The following is a 17,983-nucleotide window of genomic DNA, read 5'->3' as shown; positions in this document are numbered from 1 at the left end:
GCCACCGGTCGGCGTGAAGCCGATGCTGCCATCGGCCGGGGTATCGGCGGGATAGGACACGATCACCGAATCCGCGCCGTCATAGCTGAAGGCGATGGCCTCGAAGGTGACGGCCAGCGTCCAGGCCTCGTTGTCCGCGCCGCTGGCCGTGCCGGTCAGGGTCATCGTGCCCGGCTGGATCGCGTCGCTGTTGAACGAGAGAACGCCGTCCGCGATGCTGATGGCGTTCGGCCCGCTGACAGCCCATCCGGTTGCCTTGGCCGCCCCCGGAATCTGGTCGAAGATATTGTAATCCAGCGTCCCGAAATCCGTCGGATAGGCGCGAGCGGCGATCACGATGGGATCGGTGTGGATGGTCACGGCGTCCGAGGTGCCCGTTGCCGTGCCCTCGCTGTTGGTCCAGATATCCTGCGTCGTGATCACGCCGACGCGGCCGGTCGTGTCCAGCGTGTTGCCGGTCTGCCCGGCGATGGCCACGCCGTCCAGCAGCCAGACGGTTTCGCGCGCGGGCGCCGGGTTGCCGCTGGCATCGCCCGCCGTCCGCGTGAGGATGCTGCCCTCGGTCGTGCCACCGGCGATCGTCGGGGCGGCGATGACCGCAGGGGCGGCGAGGGCCGCGCCGCCGGCAGGAAGATCGACCTCGATTGTCGTGCCATCGACCCGCGTCAGGATCAGGCGCCCACTGACGACGCTTGCCGATGCCAGTGTTTTTTCCTGCGTCGTATCGGCCTTTCCGGCCGCGATAGCGGCAGCTTGCCTTGCGACGACATCGACATTGGCGGATGACGCTCCATTGCCGATGGGCAGGCCGGAAATGACATTCACGCGCCCGAGGAAATTTCCCGCCGTTGCCAGCCGCACCTCGACGGCGGCCTGGACCACGATCCGTTCAAACGGCTGCAGCTCGACTGCCTCATTCTGCGATGGCGGTATGGCCGAACTGACCAACACCGGGTTGGCGCCCTGGTTTTGCAGGATATCTCCCGGCACAAGGGCCAGCATGGGCGACCATGCCTTTCCGATAGATACTGATGGCATGCACTGCTCCTATGCTTTTGATGTTGTGGCAGGGATGCCTGATGCGACAGACAGCGTGCTGGCCCAGCTCCCTGTTGTCGCGATGCGAACGATGACCTCTGCTTCGCACTTGAACTGTTCGTCCCGGCGCAGGGCCAGTGCGTCATCGGGATCGGGCGGTTCCGACGCACAGACCAGGATCGTGTTCAATCCCCGGTTCCGCACGATATCGCCCGCTGTCAGCGTGATGGCGTCGGACCAGACAGAAGATGCTTGATAATCAGCCACGGACGGGCCCCCTAAAACTGACGATGTTCCGTGAGTTTTCGGAGGGGTTGCCCGGCATCCGGACCCGCCCTGGCTTTTGTCGGGGGCCTGCCCGGCAGTCTTTCCCGCTGTCATCCGGACCCCGGAGGGGTTGCCCATTGGCCCTAAATAGCCACAGCAGCAGACATTGCGCCAGAGAAAACACTTCGCCCCGTCCGATATCGGACGCCGTCGGATCGTCGGACGGACGAAAACGACAAGACCAAATAAATTTATATATATCAGATGTTTAGTGGTGAGCCCGACAGGATTCGAACCTGTGACCCACTGATTAAAAGTCAGTTGCTCTACCAACTGAGCTACGGGCCCAACACGGGGGGCTTACTAGGGGCGGGCATCCGGGGCGTCAAGCGGAAAAGCCGTCGCCTCTGGCGTAAATTTTGCCGGTATCCTATATGGCCCGGCATGAGCAACCTATCCGCCTCCGGTCTGGCTTTCCTGAAGATGCACGGGCTGGGCAACGATTTCGTGGTGATCGATCTGCGCGCGGGCGGCCAGCCGCCGGCGCCGGAGGTGATCGCGCGCATCGCAGACCGCCACCGCGGCGTGGGGTTCGACCAGCTTGCGGTGATCGAGGCGGATCCCGAGGCGGATCTGCGGCTGCGGTTCTGGAACGCCGATGGCACCTCCAGCGCCGCCTGCGGCAACGCCACCCGCTGCATCGCGCGGTTCGTCATGGACCAGACCGGGCGGGACCGGCTGAGCCTGCGAACCGATCACGCCGTCCTGCTGGCCGAGGATGCGGGGGCCGGGCTGACTCGGGTGAACATGGGGCAGCCGGTGCTGGACTGGCGTGCCATTCCGCTGGCCCGCGAGGTCGATATCGACCATCTGCCGATCGAGGGCGATCCGGTGGCCACGGGCATGGGCAACCCGCATCTGACCTTCTTCGTCGCGGAGGCGGCAGCGGTTGATCTGGACCGGTTCGGCCCGGACATGGAGCATCACCCGCTGTATCCCGAACGCACCAATGTCGAGGTGGTGCAGGTTCTGTCGCCCGACGAAATCCTGCTGCGGATCTGGGAACGCGGCACCGGGGCGACGCTGGCCTCGGGGTCGTGTTCCTGCGCGGCTGCCGTGGCTGCGGCGCGGCGCGGGCTGACCGGGCGGCGCGTGACGGTGACCGTGCCGGGCGGGGTGCTGATGATCGACTGGCGCGAGGATGGCGTCTGGATGGAAGGTCCGACGGCGCATGTCTTTTCCGGAATGCTGACGCCCGAATGGCTGGCGCAATGACTGCGCCGATCTTCTCGACCCTCGGCTGCCGGCTGAATGCCTACGAAACCGAGGCGATGCGCGAAATGGCCGAGGCCGCGGGCCTGCCCCATGCCGTCGTGATCAATACCTGTGCGGTCACCGCCGAGGCGGTGCGCAAGGCGCGGCAGGAAATCCGGCGGCTGTCGCGCGAAAATCCCGGCGCCCCGGTGATCGTGACCGGCTGCGCCGCGCAGACCGAGCCCGAGACCTTTGCCGCCATGCCCGAAGTCGCCAGGGTCATCGGCAATCACGAGAAGATGCAGCCCGAAACCTGGGCCGGGCTGCGCGCCCCCGATCTGATAGGCCGGACCGAAAAGGTGCGCGTGGATGACATCATGTCGGTGCGCGAAACGGCCGGCCACCTGATCGACGGTTTCGGGCGGCACAGGGCCTATGTGCAGGTGCAGAACGGCTGCGATCACCGCTGCACCTTCTGCATCATTCCCTATGGTCGCGGCAATTCGCGCTCGGTCCCGGCGGGGGTGGTGGTCGAGCAGATCAAGCGGCTGGTCGGCCGGGGCTTCAACGAGGTGGTGCTGACCGGGGTCGATCTGACCTCGTGGGGCGGGGATCTGCCCGGCGCGCCGCGTCTGGGCGATCTGGTGATGCGGATCCTGCGGCTGGTGCCGGACCTGCCGCGCCTGCGGATATCCTCGATCGATTCGATCGAGGCGGACGAGAACCTGATGCTGGCCATCGCGACCGAGCCGCGGCTGATGCCGCACCTGCACCTGTCGCTGCAGGCGGGCGACGACATGATCCTGAAGCGGATGAAGCGCCGCCACCTGCGCGATGACGCGATCCGGTTCTGCCAGGAGGCGCGGCGGCTGCGGCCCGGCATGGTCTTTGGCGCCGACATCATCGCGGGCTTCCCGACCGAGACCGAGGCGATGTTCGAAAACTCGTTGCGCCTGGTCGAGGAATGCGGCCTGACCTTCCTGCACGTCTTTCCCTATTCGGCGCGCAAGGGCACACCCGCGGCGCGGATGCCCGCGGTGAAGGGCCCGGTGATCCGCGACCGCGCGGCCCGGCTGCGCGCGGTGGGCGAGGCGGCCCTGCTGCGGCATCTGGAGGCCGAGACGGGACAGATGCGTCGCGTGCTGACCGAAGGCCCCCGCCTGGGCCGGACCGAGGGATTCGCCGAGGTGGCCTTTACCGCGGACCAGCCCGAGGGGGCCTTGCTGGATGCGCGGATCACCGGCCATGACGGGCAGCGGCTGGTGGCCTGACGGGCGCCTTGGGGCAACCGCCGGGGCGCTGCCCCGGACCCCGAGGTATTTGGAAAGAGTGCAAGCGGATCGCCGGCTTGAAGCTTTCGGCGGGCGGGCCTAGCGTGGCGCGGTGATCGAGGAGGTGCCATGACGACCGCGCTCTATTTCCATCCGGCCGCCGGGGACCATGTCACCCCGCCCGGCCATCCCGAGCGGGCGGCGCGGACCCGAGCGGTCATGGCCGCGCTGGAGGAGCTGGATCTGGACCGCCGCGAGGCACCTGAGGCCGATCCCGCCGATCTTCTTCGCTGTCATCCCCAGACCTACCTGGACCGGATCGAGGCCGCCATGCCCGCCGAGGGGTTTCGGATGCTGGACGCCGACACGCAATTGTCACCCGGCAGCCTGGGCGCTGCCTTGCGTGCCGCTGGTGGCGCCTGCGCGGCGGTCGATGCGGTGCTGGCCGATGACGTAAGCCATGCCTTCGTGGCGATGCGCCCGCCCGGACACCATGCCGAGCGTGAGACGCCGATGGGCTTCTGCCTGTTCGGGAATGTGGCCATTGCTGCCAGGCGGGCGCTGGATCACCACGGTTTGCAGCGTGTCGCGGTTCTGGATTTCGACGTGCACCACGGCAACGGCACGCAGGATCTGCTATGGGACGAGCCGCGCGCCTTTTTTGCGACCAGCCAGCAGATGCCATTGTGGCCGGGCAGCGGGGCCGCCTCGGAACGCGGCGCGCATGGGCAGATCATGAACGTGCCTCTGCCGCCCGGCTCTGGCGGCGAGATCGCCCGTCCTGCCTGGGATTCGATCCTGGTCCGCGCGCTGGAGTTCGCCCCGCAACTGGTCATCGTCTCGGCCGGGTTCGATGCCCATCGCGACGATCCTCTGGCCGGGCTGGTCTGGGACGAGAGCGATTTTACCGCGATCACGCGCGCGATCTGCAAGATGGCCGCGACCGCCGGCGCCCCGGTGGTATCCTGCCTGGAAGGCGGCTATGATCTGGCGGCTTTGGCGCGTTCGGTTCGCGCCCATGTCGAGGTGCTGATGGAGGCCGCAGGATGAGCGAGATCGAGACGCTGAGCTTCGAGGAGGCGATGCGCGAACTGGAGGCCACCGTCGGCAAGCTGGAGACGGGTGAGGCCTCGCTGGAGGAATCGATCGCGCTGTATGAACGCGGTGCGAGCCTGCGCGCGCATTGCGAAAAGCGTCTGCGCGAGGCCGAGGAACGGGTCGAGAAGATCACTCTGTCCGCCAGTGGCCAGCCCGGTGGCACGGAACCCGTCGAGGGCATGTGATGCTGTCCAGACTGGACGAGGTCAAGGCGCAGGTTCAGACCGCGCTGGATGCCGCGCTGGCCGATCTGCCCGCCGGCGAATTGCGCGACGCGATGGCCTATGCGACCGTGGGCGGCAAGCGGATCCGCGCCTTTCTGGTCATGGAATCGGCGCGGCTGCACGGCGTCGGTGACGAGGCCGCGCTGCCGGTCGCGGCGGCGGTCGAAGCGCTGCACGCCTATTCGCTGGTCCATGACGACCTGCCCGCGATGGATGATGACGACCTGCGCCGGGGGATGCCCACCTGCCATGTGCAATGGTCCGAGGCGACGGCGATCCTTGCAGGCGACGCCTTGCAGGCGCTGGCTTTCGGCCTGCTGGGCGCTGACCGTATCGGGAATGGCGATGCCCGGCTTCGGCTGATCGCGGGGCTGGCCGATGCGGCCGGCGCGCGCGGCATGGTCTGGGGACAGGCCCTGGACATCGCTGCCGAAAGCGCCGTCCAGCCGCTGGATCTGAAGGCGATCAAGCGGTTGCAGCGGGCCAAGACCGGTGCCTTGATCCGGTTTTCGGCCTGCGCCGGACCGCTGATCGCGGCCGAGGACACGACCGCGCTGGACGATTATGCCGGCGCCCTCGGGCTGGCCTTCCAGATCGTCGATGACATTCTCGATGTGACGGGTGACGAGGATGTGACCGGCAAGCGGGTTGGCAAGGATCAGGCGGCGGGAAAAGCCACCTTCCCGTCGCTGCTGGGCCTGCAGGGCGCCAGGGATGAGGCCCGCCGCTATGTCCTGAAGGCCGAGGCCGCGCTGGAACCCTATGGCGAGGCGGCCGGAAACTTGCGCGACCTGGCGCGTTTCGTTATCGAGCGCGATACCTGAAGCCGCCCGCCCGGAGGGCCCGCCATGACCGACAGACCGCTGACGCCGATCCTTGACCGTGTCGTTTCGCCCGCCGACATGAAGACCCTGTCGGATCGCGAGTTGAGGCAACTGGCTGATGAATTGCGGTCCGAAACGATCAGCGCCGTCAGCGTGACCGGCGGGCATCTGGGCGCGGGTCTGGGCGTCGTCGAACTGACGGTGGCGCTTCACGCCGTCTTCGACAGCCCGCGCGACAAGATCATCTGGGATGTGGGGCATCAATGCTATCCCCACAAGATCCTGACCGGGCGGCGCGACCGGATCCGCACCCTGCGCATGGGCGGCGGGCTTGCGGGTTTCACCAAGCGTGCCGAAAGCCCCCATGATCCCTTCGGGGCTGGCCATTCCTCGACCTCGATCTCGGCCGCCCTGGGCTTTGCCGTGGCGCGGGATCTGGGCGGTGATCCGGGCGATGCGGTCGCCGTGATCGGCGATGGCGCGATGAGCGCGGGAATGGCCTATGAGGCACTGAACAATGCCGGCCACCTGGGCAAGCGACTGTTCGTCATCCTCAACGACAACGAGATGTCGATCGCGCCTCCGGTCGGCGCGATGTCATCCTATCTGACGCGGCTCTATACCGGAGGGCCGTTCCAGGAACTGAAGGCCGCCGCCAAGGGCGCGGTCGGCCTGCTGCCCGGCCCGATGCAGGAAGGCGCCCGCCGGGCCAAGGAAATGCTGAAGGGGATGGCCGTCGGCGGCACCTTGTTCGAGGAACTGGGCTTTTCCTACATCGGCCCTGTCGATGGCCACGATATCGATCAGTTGCTGCCTCTGCTGCGGACCGTTCGGTCACGGGCGACGGGGCCGGTCCTGATCCATGCCGTCACCAGGAAGGGCAAGGGCTATGGGCCCGCCGAAAATGCGGCCGATCGCGGCCACGCGACGGCGAAATTCGATCTGGTCACCGGGCAGCAGGCCAAGGCGAAGGCCAATGCGCCCAGCTATACGTCAGTCTTCGCCGGGGCCCTGATCGACGAGGCCGCACGCGACGAGAAGATCGTCGGCATCACCGCCGCGATGCCGGACGGCACCGGGCTGAAGCAATTCGCCGAGCGGTTTCCCCGCCGCAGCTTTGATGTGGGCATTGCGGAACAGCACGCCGTGACCTTTGCGGCCGGGCTGGCCGCAGGCGGGATGAAACCCTTCTGCGCGATCTATTCGACCTTTCTTCAGCGCGGCTATGACCAGGTCGTGCACGATGTCGCGGTTCAGAAGCTGCCGGTGCGGTTTGCCATCGACCGCGCCGGCCTGGTCGGGCAGGACGGGCCCACCCATGCCGGGGCCTATGACATCGCATTCCTCGCGAACCTGCCCGGCATGGTGGTCATGGCCGCCGCTGACGAGGCGGAACTGGTTCATATGGTCGCCACCGCGGCCGCCCATGACAGCGGCCCGATTGCCCTTCGCTTTCCGCGCGGCGAGGGCACCGGCGTCGATCTGCCGGCTCGGGGTAAGATTCTACCCATCGGCAAGGGCCGGATCATCGCCGAGGGCAAGGGCGTCGCGATCCTGTCCTTCGGCACGCGCCTTTCACAGGCGATGGAGGCACGCGAATCCCTGACCTCGCGGGGTATCACGCCAACCGTCGCGGATGCCCGCTTCGCCAAGCCGCTGGACCGGGATCTGATCCTGTCGCTGGCCCGGAACCACGAGGCTTTGATCACGCTGGAAGAAGGCGCGATCGGCGGGTTCGCCAGCCACGTGGCGCAGTTGCTGGCCGAGGAAGGCGTATTTGACAGCGGGCTGAAGTTCCGCTCGATGGTTCTGCCGGACCGGTTCGTCGATCACGACGCGCCCAGGGCGATGTATGACAGTTCTGCCCTGAACGCGCCCCATATCGAGGCGAAGGTTCTGGAAGTGCTGGGCATCAGCCGGCTGGCCGATCGCCGCGCCTGATCCGGCGCGACACCCTCACTGATAGCTGCGCACCAGCGCCCCGGCGATCATCGTCCAGCCGTCCACGACGACGAAGAAGGCCAGCTTGAAAGGCAGCGAGACCACGACCGGCGGCACCATCATCATCCCCATCGCCATCAGTACTGCCGAAACGACCAGGTCGATGATCAGGAAGGGCAGCGCGATCAGGAAGCCGATCTCGAAAGCGCGCTGAATCTCGGACAGCATGAAGGCCGGGATCAGGACAGACAGACGTTCGGCCGGATCGCCGCCGGCCGGGGCTATCTCGGCCAGTCCGCGCAGCGTGTCGGGATCCGTGCGCGCGGACATGAAACCCTGGAAGGGAACGACGCCGCGCTGGATCGCCTCGGCGATACCGATGCTGCCGTCCTGCAACGGTGCACCCGCCACCTGCCAGGCCTCGCGCAGGACCGGATCCATGATGAACCAGGTCAGAAAGATCGCGAGACTGACGATCAGCATGTTGGGGGGCGATTGCTGCAAGCCGATCGCCTGGCGCAGGATCGACAGAACCGTGACGATGAACGGGAAGGCGGTCACCATGATGGCGATGGCCGGCGCCAGCGACAGCGCCGTCAATGCGACCACCACCAGCACTGCGTTCTGGCCAAGCCCGCCCGCCAGCTGATCCAGTCCCGGCGCATCCTGTGCGAGGGCTGCGACCGGCAGCAATGCCGCGATCGTCGCCATCGCGACAAGGCTGGCGCGGTGGCGGATCATGCCCGTCACTCGGCTTCGGCCGCGCCAAGGATGCGGACGCACAGCCGGTCCTCCGGGGTTCCGTCCCCGGTCAACTCGCCGCGGGCGATGACCTTGTCGCCGACGCAGATCTCGACGCCATCCTCGACCGTCTGATCCAGCGTCAGCACATCCTGGGGCTGCAAGGCTGAAAGCTGCGCGACGGTCAGTCGGGTTTTTCCCAGCCTGATCGTGACTTCAAGCGCGATGTTGTCCGTGTCGATCAGATGTTTCAGTGCGTCCATGCCGCGTCCTCCCCCTTGATTTCGGCGATCAGTTCACGAATTTCGTTGGCCATGCGGTCGGCTGAAAAGTCGATCCTGCCGCCGCTGAGCGACAGGCTGATGCGGTCGCTGTCCGATGCGACCAGTTCGATCTCGTCAAGACCGGCCTCGGCAAGGCAATGTTCGACCATTCCGCGCATCGCGGGGCTGCACGATATGCTGGCACGCAGCGCCGACCCCTCGCGCGACAGGCGCATCAATTGCTCGGTCAGCGCCGCCTCGAGCCGGGGCGATTCCGAAGCCGGGACCAGGCAGTCCAGGATCTGTTCAAGGACCGGCGCCAGCGAAGAGAGCGCCTCTTGCCGCAGAGCCGCGCGCCGATCTTCATCGTCGCCAAGCGCCTTCGCCAAGCGTTCGAGCCCGGCCGAGAGACTGTTCATGTCTTCGCGCTGCGCGCGGGCCAGTCCTTCGGTGACACCGTCGGCGAAGGCCTGATCCAGACTGGCCCTGTCATAGGTGACGCGGGCGCCCTGTTCGGCCATGGCCGATGTGAAGGATTCCAGTTTGAACATGGCGATGCTCAATGGGCTTTCTCCTTGTTGTCGATCCAACCAGACAGGATCTTGACACTTTCATCGTGGCGTTCGCGCATCATGCCGCGCAGGCGTGCAACAGGATCGGCCGAAGGCAGGGCCAGGGGCTCGGCCCGCGGCGGCAATTCCGGCATCAGCTGCGGCTCGCTGACCAAGGGTTCGTCTTCGGGTTCGATCACGCCGTTCAGCCCGCCCGACAGCGGCAAGCTGTCGTCAAGCCCAGGCTCTTGCGCGGCCGGACCGGCGCGCGAGCGCAGCACCGGCCGCAGCACCGCGAAAATCACCGCCAGCGCGAAAAGCCCGATCAGCGCGATCCGTGCCAGGCCGTTCAGTTCCAGCCGATCCAGAAAATCCGGCTTGGCCAGCGTGCCTTCGGACCCGATCGTGGCGAAGGGCAGCGATTTGACGGTGATCTGGTCACCACGGCTTTCGTCATAGCCCGATGCCGAGGCGACAAGCTGGCGCAGGGTGTCCAGTTCGGCATCGGGCCGCGACACCAGACGAGTCTGGCCATCGGCGTCCGTTTCCGGCACGCCGTTGACCAGCACAGCGATGGTCATGCGCCGCGTGTCGCCGGGTCTGCGCGAGACTTCACGCGTGACGCGGCTGACCTCGTAATTGGCCTGCTGGCGGTTTTCCGAACGCTGCGATTGCTCACTGTCGCCCTGGCCATTCTGACCGTCCGGCAGGTTCGAGGCGGCCGTCACGGCTCCCGACCCGGTGGAGTTGCTTTGATCCGATGTCTCTTCGGTGACCTGAGAGATAAGCGCCCGCTGTTCGGGATCGAATCGCTGCTCGGTCATCACCTCGGATTCGCTGATCAGATCCAGATTCAGCTCGACGATGGCGTTGCCGATGCCGACGCGCGGTTCCAGGATGCGCTCGACATTGCGCTTCATCTCGGCGGCCCGGTCTGCGCCGGGCTCATCTTCTCCGGCGACGACGATGCCGCGCTTGGCGTCGATGACGGTGACCGAATCCGGCTTCATCTCGGGCACGGCCGAAGAAATCAGGAATTTCAGCGCCGCCGCCTGTTCGCGTGTGATGGCCTGGCCGTTGGTTGACAACGTGACCGAAGCGCTGCCGGTCGCGTCGCGGCGATAGCCCCGCCCGGTTTCGACCGCCAGGTGCACCCGCGCTGTCTTGACGTTCGGCAAGGCAAGAATCGTGCGTGCCAGTTCACCTTCCTTGGCCCGCCAATAGGCGGCATCGAACATCTGCGACGTGGTTCCGAATCCGGACATGCCGTCCAGCAGTTCATATCCGGCCGTGCCCTGCGCGGGCAGGCCCTGGGCGGCCAGTTCCATCCGCAGGCGGTCGCGGGCCGATGTGTCGACCCAGATCGAATCGCCGCGCACCTCATAGGTGACGCCTGCGCGTTCGATACCCGCCACGACTTCGCCGGCCTGTGCCGAATCGAGGCCGCCATAGATCATTGACATGCCCGGACGGCTTGCCATCCAGCCGAAACCCGCGATGACCAGAAACGTCGCAAGAAACGCCGCCGCGAGAATGATTTTCTGTTGTGAGCTTCGCTCGTTCCAATAGTCCTGCAGTTTTTGCAAAACCGGCCCTTTCGAATCAGCGTCCCGTTTTTCGTCAACGCCTTGATGACATGGCGGCTATTAAGAATTGGTTAGTCGCGAGGTGCTAATTCCGTCTTGTCACGACGGAGAATCACCATGACCGACGCAACCATCGATCCACCGGCAAAGCCTTCTGGAAAGAAGGGCGTTCTGCTGGCCGGGCTGATGAGCCTGCTGCTGGGTGGTCTGGGATTCGCCTCGACCTATCTTGAACTCTGGTCGCCTGGTGACCTGTTTTCCGGCGCCGCTGCCCGCGACGAGGCCGGCCTGCCCCCGGTCGTCTTCGTGGACGTGCCCGTGATCGAGCTGAACCTTCCCGGCAGGCCGCAACGTTCGCTGGTTCTTGCGGCCACGATCGAAACCGATGCTGAAAACGCCGCCGCGGTCACGCATCTGATGCCGCGCGTTCAGGACGCGTTCACCAGCTTTCTCTCGGGCGTAGATCGGGACGCCTATGACAAGCGCGGCGTGCTTGAAATCATCCGCGGAGAATTGGTGACCCGCACCCGCTATGTTCTGGGCGAGCAGCCCGTGAAGGATCTCTTGATTACGGAGTTTCGCATCAAATGAGCGTCGAACAAATGTTTCAGGCCGCGTTGGTGGCGGCTTCCGTGGGGCTTGCGGTGTTCTGTATCGTGCTGGCGCGCAGGTTGCGTCGTCTGAATGATCTGGAAACCGGGCTTGGAGGCGCGATTGCGGTCATGGCGGCCGAGGTCGACCGACTAGAGCGCGCAATCCGGCAGGCGCGCGACGAGGCGACCACCGCCAGCGAGGCGCTGTCGCGCGACATCGACAATGCACGGAAGGAACGCGCCTTGTGGGATCTGCGTCAACGCATCGGTGCCGCCGCCCAGCCACCCGCACAGATGTCCGCACCCGCCCTTCGCCGGTTGCGCAAGCGCGCAGAGGTGGCCGATGCGTAGATCGCTGCTTTCGTTCCTGGCCTTGACCTTTGCCGTGCCCGCCGGGCTGGCCATCTGGCAGATGCAGGATTTCTCGCGCTATTTCGCGGCCTTCGCCGAGCCCAGCGATCTTTTGCAGGGATGCAATGATGTGCCCGAAGCGGTCGCCCTGGCCGAAGAACTGCGCGACCGCGCGTTGCGGATCGAACGCTACATGGAAACGATCGACCGCAAGAAGGCCGAAGTCGCCGAGGCCGAGTCGGCGCTGCGCAAGCGCCTGGCCGAGCTGAAATCACAGAAGGGCGGGATGCGAAGCCGTCAGGACCAGTCCACCGCGGCGGTGCGAAGCGACATAGAGAAGCTCGTGGCCCTGTATGATCAGATGAAACCCGCCGAGGCCGCGGCCGTCCTGACCAATCTGCCGGCCGATTTCGCGGCCGAAATCCTGCTTCGTGTCCGCCCCGAAACCGGTGCCCGCATCATCGCTGCCGTCGAGCCGCGGCAGGCGGCGCTGCTGACGGCACAAATGGGCGCGCGCAGCGTCCGGAAAAACTAGGAGATTTCGCAATGTTCGGCTTTCTGGGCATTTTCCTGACGATGGCCATGGTTTTTGGAGGCTATACCCTTGCCGGCGGCAAGATGGGCGTCATCACCGAAGCCTTGCCATTCGAAATGATGATGATCATGGGGGCGGCGATCGGATCCTATCTGCTGTCCAATGACAGCCACGTGCTGAAGGGAACCGCCGGGGGCCTTGTGCGTGCGTTCAAGGGTCCGCGCTGGACCGAAGCCGATCATCAGGATGTGCTGTGCCTGATGTTTCAATTGCTGAAGATCGCCCGCGAGAACCCGGTGGCTCTGGAGGCCCATATCGAATCGCCCGACGAGTCGCCGATCTTCAAAGCCTATCCGCGTCTCAAGGCCAATCACGACATCGTTTCGCTGATCGCCGATACGCTGCGTTCGGCCAGCCTGAACTACGATGACCCCTACCAGGTCGAGGAAATGCTCTCGCGCCGTATCGCCATCCTGCGCGAGGAGGAAATGCACGTCCCCCATGCGCTGCAGACGGTTGCCGATGCACTGCCTGCCCTGGGAATCGTGGCCGCGGTTCTGGGCGTGATCAAGACGATGAGCGCCATCGACCAGCCACCCGAGGTGCTGGGAAAGATGATCGGCGGCGCGCTGGTCGGAACCTTCCTGGGTGTGTTTCTTGCCTATGGTTTCGTGGCGCCGCTGGCCAACCGCCTTGGTGGGGTGATCAAGCAGGATCTGGGCTTTTTCGATGTCGTCAAGTCGGTTCTGGTCGCCGGTCTGCACCAGCACGCCACCAACCTTTGCGTCGAGGTGGGGCGACAGGCGGTGCCCGAGCATGTGCGACCCAGTTTCGATACGCTTGAGACGGCACTGCGCGATCTGAAGAAGGCAGCGTGATGTTCTCGTTGGTACTCATCGCACTGAGCGCATCGACGGCAGCGGCGGATCTGCCTTTGCTGCCCGAGGCCAAGGCTTTCGCCGAAGAGGCGTCGGCCTGGCTGCTCGAGGGCGAGGATCTGCCCTACGACTATCGCGTCCGGCTGATGCGGATGGCGCCCCAATCGCGACTTCAGGCGCTGGTTTTCCTGCGCCGCGCGGGGCTTTTGACCGGTGATGAATGGTCGCTTCAGGATGTCTTGCGCCCGGCGCCGGCGATGCCAGGAGAAGGCGAATGAAATCGGTTGGCGCGATCGCATCGCGAAAGGGCAAATCCATCGATGCCTCGATGATGGTGACGAGCGGCCTTGTGCTGATCGTCATCTCGCTGGTCATTCCGTTGCCGCCGGGGCTGCTGGATCTGGGGATCGCGCTGTCGATCGCGACCGCGACGCTGGTCCTGGTCATGGCGTCGCTGGTCGACAAGCCGACGGATTTTCAGGCCTTTCCGGTCCTGCTGCTGGTCAGCCTGGTCATCCGCCTGTCGCTGAACGTGTCGTCGACCCGGCTGATCCTGACGCAGGGCCATACCGGACCCGATGCGGCCGGTCAGGTCATCAACGGCTTTGCGGCCTTCGTGGCCGGCGGTTCGCTTCTGGTGGGTCTGACGGTGTTCTCGGTGATCTCGGTGGTGAATTTCATGGTCATCACCAAGGGTTCGGGGCGCATGGCCGAGGTTGCGGCGCGGTTTGCACTTGATTCGCTGCCCGGCAAGCAATTGGCCATCGACGGGGATCTCAATGCCGGCGCGATCGATCATCAGGAAGCAAAGCGCCGACGTATCCAGGAACAGCGCGAGATCAGCTTTTTCGGCTCGCTTGACGGTGCGTCCAAATTCGTCAAGGGCGATGCGATCGCGGGTATCGTGATTACGCTGATCAACCTTCTGATCGGCCTGACCGTCGGGATCGTCGTCCACGGCATGCCCGTCGGCCAAGCGATGTCCACCTATTCGCATCTGACGATCGGCGACGGTCTGGTCAGCCAGATTCCCGCCCTTATCACCTCGATGGCTGCGGCCCTGCTGCTGTCGCGAGGCGGGGCGACGGATACCACGGCCGAACTTCTGTCGCGGCAACTTACGCGCGGCTGGCAACCCGCGGCGGTCGTGGCGGCGGCGATGCTGCTGATGTCCTTCGTCCCCGGCATGCCACGACTGCTGTTTCTTGCCCTGACGGGCGCGATGTCGTTCGCGGCCTGGCAGATCGCGCGCCGCCAGCGCGCCGCCGAAGAAGCCCTGCCGGATGCTGAGGCGAAATCTGAAAACCCGCGGCCGGCCGCACGGATCGGCGATGTTCTGGACACCGACGAGATCAGTGTCGAGATCGGATCCGACCTGGTGATGACCGCGCTGGATCAGGCGCGGGGCCTGGGCAGCCGCATTGCCAACCTGCGCATCCATATCGCCCGCACCTTCGGACTGATCCTGCCCGACGTGCGCATTACCGATACCGACGAACTGGCGCCGGGTGACTATCAGATCCGCATTCACGGGGTCATCCGCGGTCGTGGCACGCTGCGCGCGGGCGAGGTTCTGGCGCTTGGCCCCGATCCGGTTCTGGCCGGTCTGAACGGAGCCTCGGTGCGAGAGCCGGTCTATTCCAGTCCGGCCCGCTGGATCGCCCGCGACGATCAGGACGACGCAGCAACCTTGGGTGCCACGGTCGTGACGCCGATGGAGGTTCTGTCCACCCACTTGATGGAGGTGGTCAAGTCAAACCTGGCCGCCTTGATGACGTTGAGCGCGATGCAGAGGCAGATCGAAGAACTGAAATCGCTTTCCGATCCGACGCGTGCCGAACGCAACCGCCGACACCTGGATGGAATCATGCCCGAGAAGGTCACGCCCGAGACGCTGCTGGCGATCCTCAGGGCGTTGCTGGAGGAACGCATCTCGATCCGCAACCTGCCGCTGATCGTCGATGCGATCTGCGAATTCCGCAATCTCGATCAGATCGAAGCCATCTACGAACTGGTCCGCAAGCGGCTGCGCGGCCAGATCAGCCAGCAATATTCCGATCAAGGCGGCCGGATCGCGGCGCTGCAACTGCACCCCGCCTGGGAGGCCGAATTCTCTCGCGCGGATGCCGAGACCGGCCGGAACGGCGGCGGCGCGATGACGCCCGCTTTGTCACAGAAGCTTCTGGAGCGGACCCGGCGCGCGCTTGCGACGTCGGATCCCGCAGCGCGCACGATCATCGTGGCCCCTGACCACCGGCGTCGGATGGTGCGCGCGGTATTGGGATCGAATGGGGTCGCGACGCCCGTCCTGGGCCTGGAAGAGATCGATCCGGGCGTCGATCTGCAGGTGGTCGGCACCATCGAGGCCGCATGAACTGGGATCAGCTTTCGCAATGGGTTCCCGGCCTCGACTGGCGGCTCGTACTGGTCTATCTGCGCGTGCAGGCCTGCGTTCTTGCCCTGCCGGGGCTGGGCGAACGGGTCATTCCGGCCCGCGTCAAGGTCGGCCTCGCCATGGCGGTGTCGCCGCTGCTGGCCGGGGCTGTCGCACCTGCCGGTGTGCCCGACAATACTGCGACCGCGATGGCCCAGGCAGCCGGAGAGGTTGTCATCGGTGCCGCGACGGGGTTGCTGTTGCGGTTGCTGGCGCTGGCGCTGGATGTTGCGACCTCGGCGATCGCGGCGACCGCATCCTTGTCGCAGATCATCGGCGTTCAGAATGAGGCCGCGCCTCATCCGATCGGCAATCTGATGCATCTGGGCGGCGTGGCCATCCTGATGGCGCTCGGTCTGCCGGTCATGGTCGTGCAGTTGATGGCCGACTCGTTCGTGCTGTGGCCTCCGGCTTCGTGGCCCGAGATCGGCCGGCTGATGCCGGAAGCCGTCGCGATCCTGTCACGCAGTTTCGTGCTGGCAATGATGCTGGCCGCGCCCTTCACACTGGGCGGATTCATGTTTCAGGCATTGTCAGGCGTGATCAACAGGGTCATGCCAGCGTTGCCCGTGGTCTTCATCGGCTCTCCGGCCGCGGTCCTTCTGGCGCTGGCGGGGCTGGCCCTGCTGGCGCCGCTGCTTGTCGGTCTTTGGGCCGATGCCGTTCTGGGTTTCATGCTTCCGGGGCAGGGATGAGCGAGGACAAGGACGACAAGCAATACGATGCGTCCGAGCAGAAGCTGCGCAAGGCGCGCGAAAAGGGCGACATTCCGCGCTCGACCGAACTGAACGTGGCGGCGATGTATCTGGGCGCCTGGCTGGCCTTTGGCGTGGGCGCGGGATTCGCGGTCAATCAGTGGCTTTCGATGGCCAGCCGCGCGATGGGGGCCGAGGGCTGGCCGCTGAATTCCAGCTTTGCCCTTGCGACAAGCCTGGCTCAGTTTGCCGCGATTGGCCTGATCGGCCTGACGATGGTGCCGGCGCTGGCGATCATGGTGGCATTGATCGCGCAGCGCGGCCTGGTCTTTGCGCCGCAGAAACTGGCGCCCGACATCAATCGCATCAACCCGATCAAGTCGGCGGGTCAGAAATTCGGACCCTCAGGACTGGTGCAGTTCGGCATTTCGCTGGGCAAATCCGTTCTGGTCTGCATTGGCGGCTGGTTCCTTTTTGCGGATCTGCTGGACCGGATCGCCGCCAGCGCGATGGGCGGCGGACGCTGGGTCATCGATCTGGCCGAACTGCTGAGCCGCGTGCTGATGCTGGCGATCGGCGTCTCGGTCATCTTCGCCGGGTTCGACATGGCCTGGAAATGGCACGAACACCGCCAGAAGAACCGCATGACCCGCAAGGAAATGGAGGATGAGCACAAGGAATCCGAAGGCGACCCGCATCTGAAGGCGGCCCGCCGCCAGCGCGCCGTCGACATCGCGATGAAGCAGATGCTGGCCGATGTCGCCAGGGCCGACGTTGTGATCGTGAACCCGACCCATTATGCGGTCGCGCTGGAATGGAAACGCGGCAGCGGCCGGGCACCGGTCTGTCTGGCGAAGGGCGTGGACGATGTGGCGGCCCGGATCCGCGCCAAGGCCAGGGAAAAGGAGGTTCCGATCTGGTCCGACCCGCCCTGCGCGCGCGCGATCCATGCCACCGTCGAGATCGGCCATGAAATCCAGCGCGAGCAATTCGCCGCTGTCGCCGCCGCGATCCGTTTTGCCGAAAAGATGCGGGCAAAGGCGCGTGCGGGATGGTAACGCAAAACGACAGGCTTGCCGCACTGGAACGCATCGCGCGGATCAAGGCTGAACGCGAGCTGAAGAAGTTCGCGGCCTTTTCTCAGCGTATGGCCCATGCCCGGCAACGCGCCGATGCCCTCCGCGCGGCGCTGGATCAATGCTATCGCAGCACCGCGCCACTCGGCGTGGCAGAGGCCCGGATGGCCAATGCGCAGGCAGGGCGCAGTGCCCGCGAACTGACCCGCGCCGATCGGGAATTGGCTGACCTGGAGCCGCGATTCGAGGCTGCCAGGCAGGTCGCTGCGCGGGAATTCGGCCGTGCCGAGGTGTTGCTGAGCTTGTCGCGGTCACTTGCGGCGAAATCCCGGGGCCCGCGCTTCTGAACGGCGGCCATCCTTG

Annotated in this window: 21 protein-coding genes and 1 tRNA gene; 15 read left to right on the top strand and 7 right to left on the bottom strand. The window is 65.5% G+C overall.

The genetic code is table 11. The features are described 5' to 3' along the window. The 3 genes from AC13CR_RS14395 to AC13CR_RS14385 form a co-directional block, all read right to left on the bottom strand. A partial coding sequence (locus AC13CR_RS14395) for a hypothetical protein (protein ID WP_482900898.1) occupies positions 1 to 1,038 on the bottom strand: 1,038 nt, incomplete at its 3' end. A 9-nt stretch (positions 1,039 to 1,047) separates the two neighbouring features. Next, complete coding sequence (locus AC13CR_RS14390; RefSeq protein ID WP_292954754.1) at positions 1,048 to 1,305, bottom strand: hypothetical protein; 258 nt, start codon at positions 1,303 to 1,305, stop codon at positions 1,048 to 1,050. Between the two features lie 272 nt (positions 1,306 to 1,577). Further along, positions 1,578 to 1,653 (bottom strand) — tRNA-Lys (locus tag AC13CR_RS14385). Positions 1,654 to 1,749: 96 nt separating this feature from the next. On the opposite strand from AC13CR_RS14385, the gene dapF reads away from it, so the two are divergent. From dapF to dxs, 6 genes are all read left to right on the top strand, one after another. After that, on the top strand, positions 1,750 to 2,580 hold the full coding sequence (dapF, locus tag AC13CR_RS14380; protein ID WP_292978197.1) for a diaminopimelate epimerase: 831 nt from the start codon (positions 1,750 to 1,752) through the stop codon (positions 2,578 to 2,580). After that, on the top strand, positions 2,577 to 3,830 hold the full coding sequence (mtaB, locus tag AC13CR_RS14375) for a tRNA (N(6)-L-threonylcarbamoyladenosine(37)-C(2))-methylthiotransferase MtaB (protein WP_292954750.1): 1,254 nt from the start codon (positions 2,577 to 2,579) through the stop codon (positions 3,828 to 3,830). The genes dapF and mtaB overlap by 4 nt, the downstream gene beginning before the upstream one ends. 129 nt (positions 3,831 to 3,959) lie before the next feature. Then, entirely contained in the window at positions 3,960 to 4,880 is a 921-nt protein-coding gene (locus AC13CR_RS14370; RefSeq protein ID WP_482900897.1) for a histone deacetylase family protein, read from the top strand. Next, on the top strand, positions 4,877 to 5,113 hold the full coding sequence (locus AC13CR_RS14365) for an exodeoxyribonuclease VII small subunit (protein ID WP_292954744.1): 237 nt from the start codon (positions 4,877 to 4,879) through the stop codon (positions 5,111 to 5,113). Before AC13CR_RS14370 ends, AC13CR_RS14365 begins: the two co-directional genes overlap by 4 nt. Further along, positions 5,113 to 5,976, top strand: coding sequence for a polyprenyl synthetase family protein (locus AC13CR_RS14360; RefSeq protein ID WP_292954741.1), 864 nt, complete (start codon positions 5,113 to 5,115; stop codon positions 5,974 to 5,976). Before AC13CR_RS14365 ends, AC13CR_RS14360 begins: the two co-directional genes overlap by 1 nt. A 24-nt stretch (positions 5,977 to 6,000) precedes the next feature. Continuing rightward, positions 6,001 to 7,917 (top strand): 1-deoxy-D-xylulose-5-phosphate synthase, encoded by a 1,917-nt coding sequence (gene dxs / locus AC13CR_RS14355; protein ID WP_292954738.1) that lies wholly within the window; start codon positions 6,001 to 6,003, stop codon positions 7,915 to 7,917. 15 nt (positions 7,918 to 7,932) lie between these two features. On the opposite strand, the gene fliP is transcribed toward dxs, so the two are convergent. From fliP to fliF, 4 genes are read right to left on the bottom strand one after another with little or no spacing between them, the layout of a single operon-like run. Then, positions 7,933 to 8,658 (bottom strand): flagellar type III secretion system pore protein FliP, encoded by a 726-nt coding sequence (gene fliP / locus AC13CR_RS14350; RefSeq protein ID WP_292954735.1) that lies wholly within the window; start codon positions 8,656 to 8,658, stop codon positions 7,933 to 7,935. 5 nt (positions 8,659 to 8,663) lie between these two features. Next, complete coding sequence (locus tag AC13CR_RS14345) at positions 8,664 to 8,921, bottom strand: FliM/FliN family flagellar motor switch protein (protein ID WP_292954732.1); 258 nt, start codon at positions 8,919 to 8,921, stop codon at positions 8,664 to 8,666. Beyond that, a complete protein-coding gene (locus tag AC13CR_RS14340; protein ID WP_292954729.1) occupies positions 8,909 to 9,484 on the bottom strand; it encodes a hypothetical protein in 576 nt (191 codons plus the stop codon). The genes AC13CR_RS14345 and AC13CR_RS14340 overlap by 13 nt, the downstream gene beginning before the upstream one ends. After that, entirely contained in the window at positions 9,481 to 11,058 is a 1,578-nt protein-coding gene (gene fliF / locus AC13CR_RS14335; RefSeq protein ID WP_292954726.1) for a flagellar basal-body MS-ring/collar protein FliF, read from the bottom strand. Before fliF ends, AC13CR_RS14340 begins: the two co-directional genes overlap by 4 nt. Before the next feature lie 186 nt (positions 11,059 to 11,244). On the opposite strand from fliF, the gene AC13CR_RS14330 reads away from it, so the two are divergent. Genes AC13CR_RS14330 through AC13CR_RS14290 form a run of 9 tightly spaced genes read left to right on the top strand, consistent with a single transcriptional unit; the run spans position 11,245 to position 17,967 of the window. Beyond that, positions 11,245 to 11,649: a flagellar basal body-associated FliL family protein gene (locus AC13CR_RS14330; RefSeq protein WP_335661809.1), complete on the top strand. Its 405-nt coding sequence runs from the start codon at positions 11,245 to 11,247 to the stop codon at positions 11,647 to 11,649. Further along, positions 11,646 to 12,002: a hypothetical protein gene (locus AC13CR_RS14325; RefSeq protein WP_292954720.1), complete on the top strand. Its 357-nt coding sequence runs from the start codon at positions 11,646 to 11,648 to the stop codon at positions 12,000 to 12,002. The genes AC13CR_RS14330 and AC13CR_RS14325 overlap by 4 nt, the downstream gene beginning before the upstream one ends. Beyond that, on the top strand, positions 11,995 to 12,537 hold the full coding sequence (locus AC13CR_RS14320; protein ID WP_292954717.1) for a MotE family protein: 543 nt from the start codon (positions 11,995 to 11,997) through the stop codon (positions 12,535 to 12,537). The genes AC13CR_RS14325 and AC13CR_RS14320 overlap by 8 nt, the downstream gene beginning before the upstream one ends. 11 nt (positions 12,538 to 12,548) lie before the next feature. Beyond that, entirely contained in the window at positions 12,549 to 13,415 is an 867-nt protein-coding gene (gene motA, locus AC13CR_RS14315; protein WP_292978199.1) for a flagellar motor stator protein MotA, read from the top strand. Then, on the top strand, positions 13,415 to 13,693 hold the full coding sequence (locus tag AC13CR_RS14310) for a hypothetical protein (protein ID WP_292954711.1): 279 nt from the start codon (positions 13,415 to 13,417) through the stop codon (positions 13,691 to 13,693). The genes motA and AC13CR_RS14310 overlap by 1 nt, the downstream gene beginning before the upstream one ends. Then, positions 13,690 to 15,789 (top strand): flagellar biosynthesis protein FlhA, encoded by a 2,100-nt coding sequence (locus AC13CR_RS14305; RefSeq protein WP_292954708.1) that lies wholly within the window; start codon positions 13,690 to 13,692, stop codon positions 15,787 to 15,789. Before AC13CR_RS14310 ends, AC13CR_RS14305 begins: the two co-directional genes overlap by 4 nt. Further along, a complete protein-coding gene (locus AC13CR_RS14300; protein WP_292954705.1) occupies positions 15,786 to 16,544 on the top strand; it encodes a flagellar biosynthetic protein FliR in 759 nt (252 codons plus the stop codon). Before AC13CR_RS14305 ends, AC13CR_RS14300 begins: the two co-directional genes overlap by 4 nt. Then, positions 16,541 to 17,602, top strand: a complete 1,062-nt coding sequence (gene flhB / locus AC13CR_RS14295; protein ID WP_292954702.1) for a flagellar type III secretion system protein FlhB — start codon at positions 16,541 to 16,543, stop codon at positions 17,600 to 17,602. Before AC13CR_RS14300 ends, flhB begins: the two co-directional genes overlap by 4 nt. Then, on the top strand, positions 17,596 to 17,967 hold the full coding sequence (locus AC13CR_RS14290; RefSeq protein WP_292954699.1) for a hypothetical protein: 372 nt from the start codon (positions 17,596 to 17,598) through the stop codon (positions 17,965 to 17,967). Before flhB ends, AC13CR_RS14290 begins: the two co-directional genes overlap by 7 nt. Positions 17,968 to 17,983 lie beyond the last annotated feature (16 nt).

Source organism: Paracoccus sp. L-17 (genome assembly GCF_056857655.1).
This window is presented reverse-complemented; position numbering and strand designations above follow the sequence as displayed.

Coding starts and splice junctions, on each gene's coding strand:
- flhB (WP_292954702.1), top strand. CDS start 16,541: ATGAGCGAGGACAAGGACGACAAGCAATACGATGCGTCCGAGCAGAAG.
- AC13CR_RS14330 (WP_335661809.1), top strand. CDS start 11,245: ATGAGCCTGCTGCTGGGTGGTCTGGGATTCGCCTCGACCTATCTTGAA.
- mtaB (WP_292954750.1), top strand. CDS start 2,577: ATGACTGCGCCGATCTTCTCGACCCTCGGCTGCCGGCTGAATGCCTAC.
- AC13CR_RS14370 (WP_482900897.1), top strand. CDS start 3,960: ATGACGACCGCGCTCTATTTCCATCCGGCCGCCGGGGACCATGTCACC.
- AC13CR_RS14305 (WP_292954708.1), top strand. CDS start 13,690: ATGAAATCGGTTGGCGCGATCGCATCGCGAAAGGGCAAATCCATCGAT.
- AC13CR_RS14290 (WP_292954699.1), top strand. CDS start 17,596: ATGGTAACGCAAAACGACAGGCTTGCCGCACTGGAACGCATCGCGCGG.
- AC13CR_RS14325 (WP_292954720.1), top strand. CDS start 11,646: ATGAGCGTCGAACAAATGTTTCAGGCCGCGTTGGTGGCGGCTTCCGTG.
- fliP (WP_292954735.1), bottom strand. CDS start 8,658: ATGATCCGCCACCGCGCCAGCCTTGTCGCGATGGCGACGATCGCGGCA.
- motA (WP_292978199.1), top strand. CDS start 12,549: ATGTTCGGCTTTCTGGGCATTTTCCTGACGATGGCCATGGTTTTTGGA.
- AC13CR_RS14365 (WP_292954744.1), top strand. CDS start 4,877: ATGAGCGAGATCGAGACGCTGAGCTTCGAGGAGGCGATGCGCGAACTG.
- dxs (WP_292954738.1), top strand. CDS start 6,001: ATGACCGACAGACCGCTGACGCCGATCCTTGACCGTGTCGTTTCGCCC.
- AC13CR_RS14345 (WP_292954732.1), bottom strand. CDS start 8,921: ATGGACGCACTGAAACATCTGATCGACACGGACAACATCGCGCTTGAA.
- dapF (WP_292978197.1), top strand. CDS start 1,750: ATGAGCAACCTATCCGCCTCCGGTCTGGCTTTCCTGAAGATGCACGGG.
- AC13CR_RS14310 (WP_292954711.1), top strand. CDS start 13,415: ATGTTCTCGTTGGTACTCATCGCACTGAGCGCATCGACGGCAGCGGCG.
- AC13CR_RS14360 (WP_292954741.1), top strand. CDS start 5,113: ATGCTGTCCAGACTGGACGAGGTCAAGGCGCAGGTTCAGACCGCGCTG.
- AC13CR_RS14320 (WP_292954717.1), top strand. CDS start 11,995: ATGCGTAGATCGCTGCTTTCGTTCCTGGCCTTGACCTTTGCCGTGCCC.
- AC13CR_RS14300 (WP_292954705.1), top strand. CDS start 15,786: ATGAACTGGGATCAGCTTTCGCAATGGGTTCCCGGCCTCGACTGGCGG.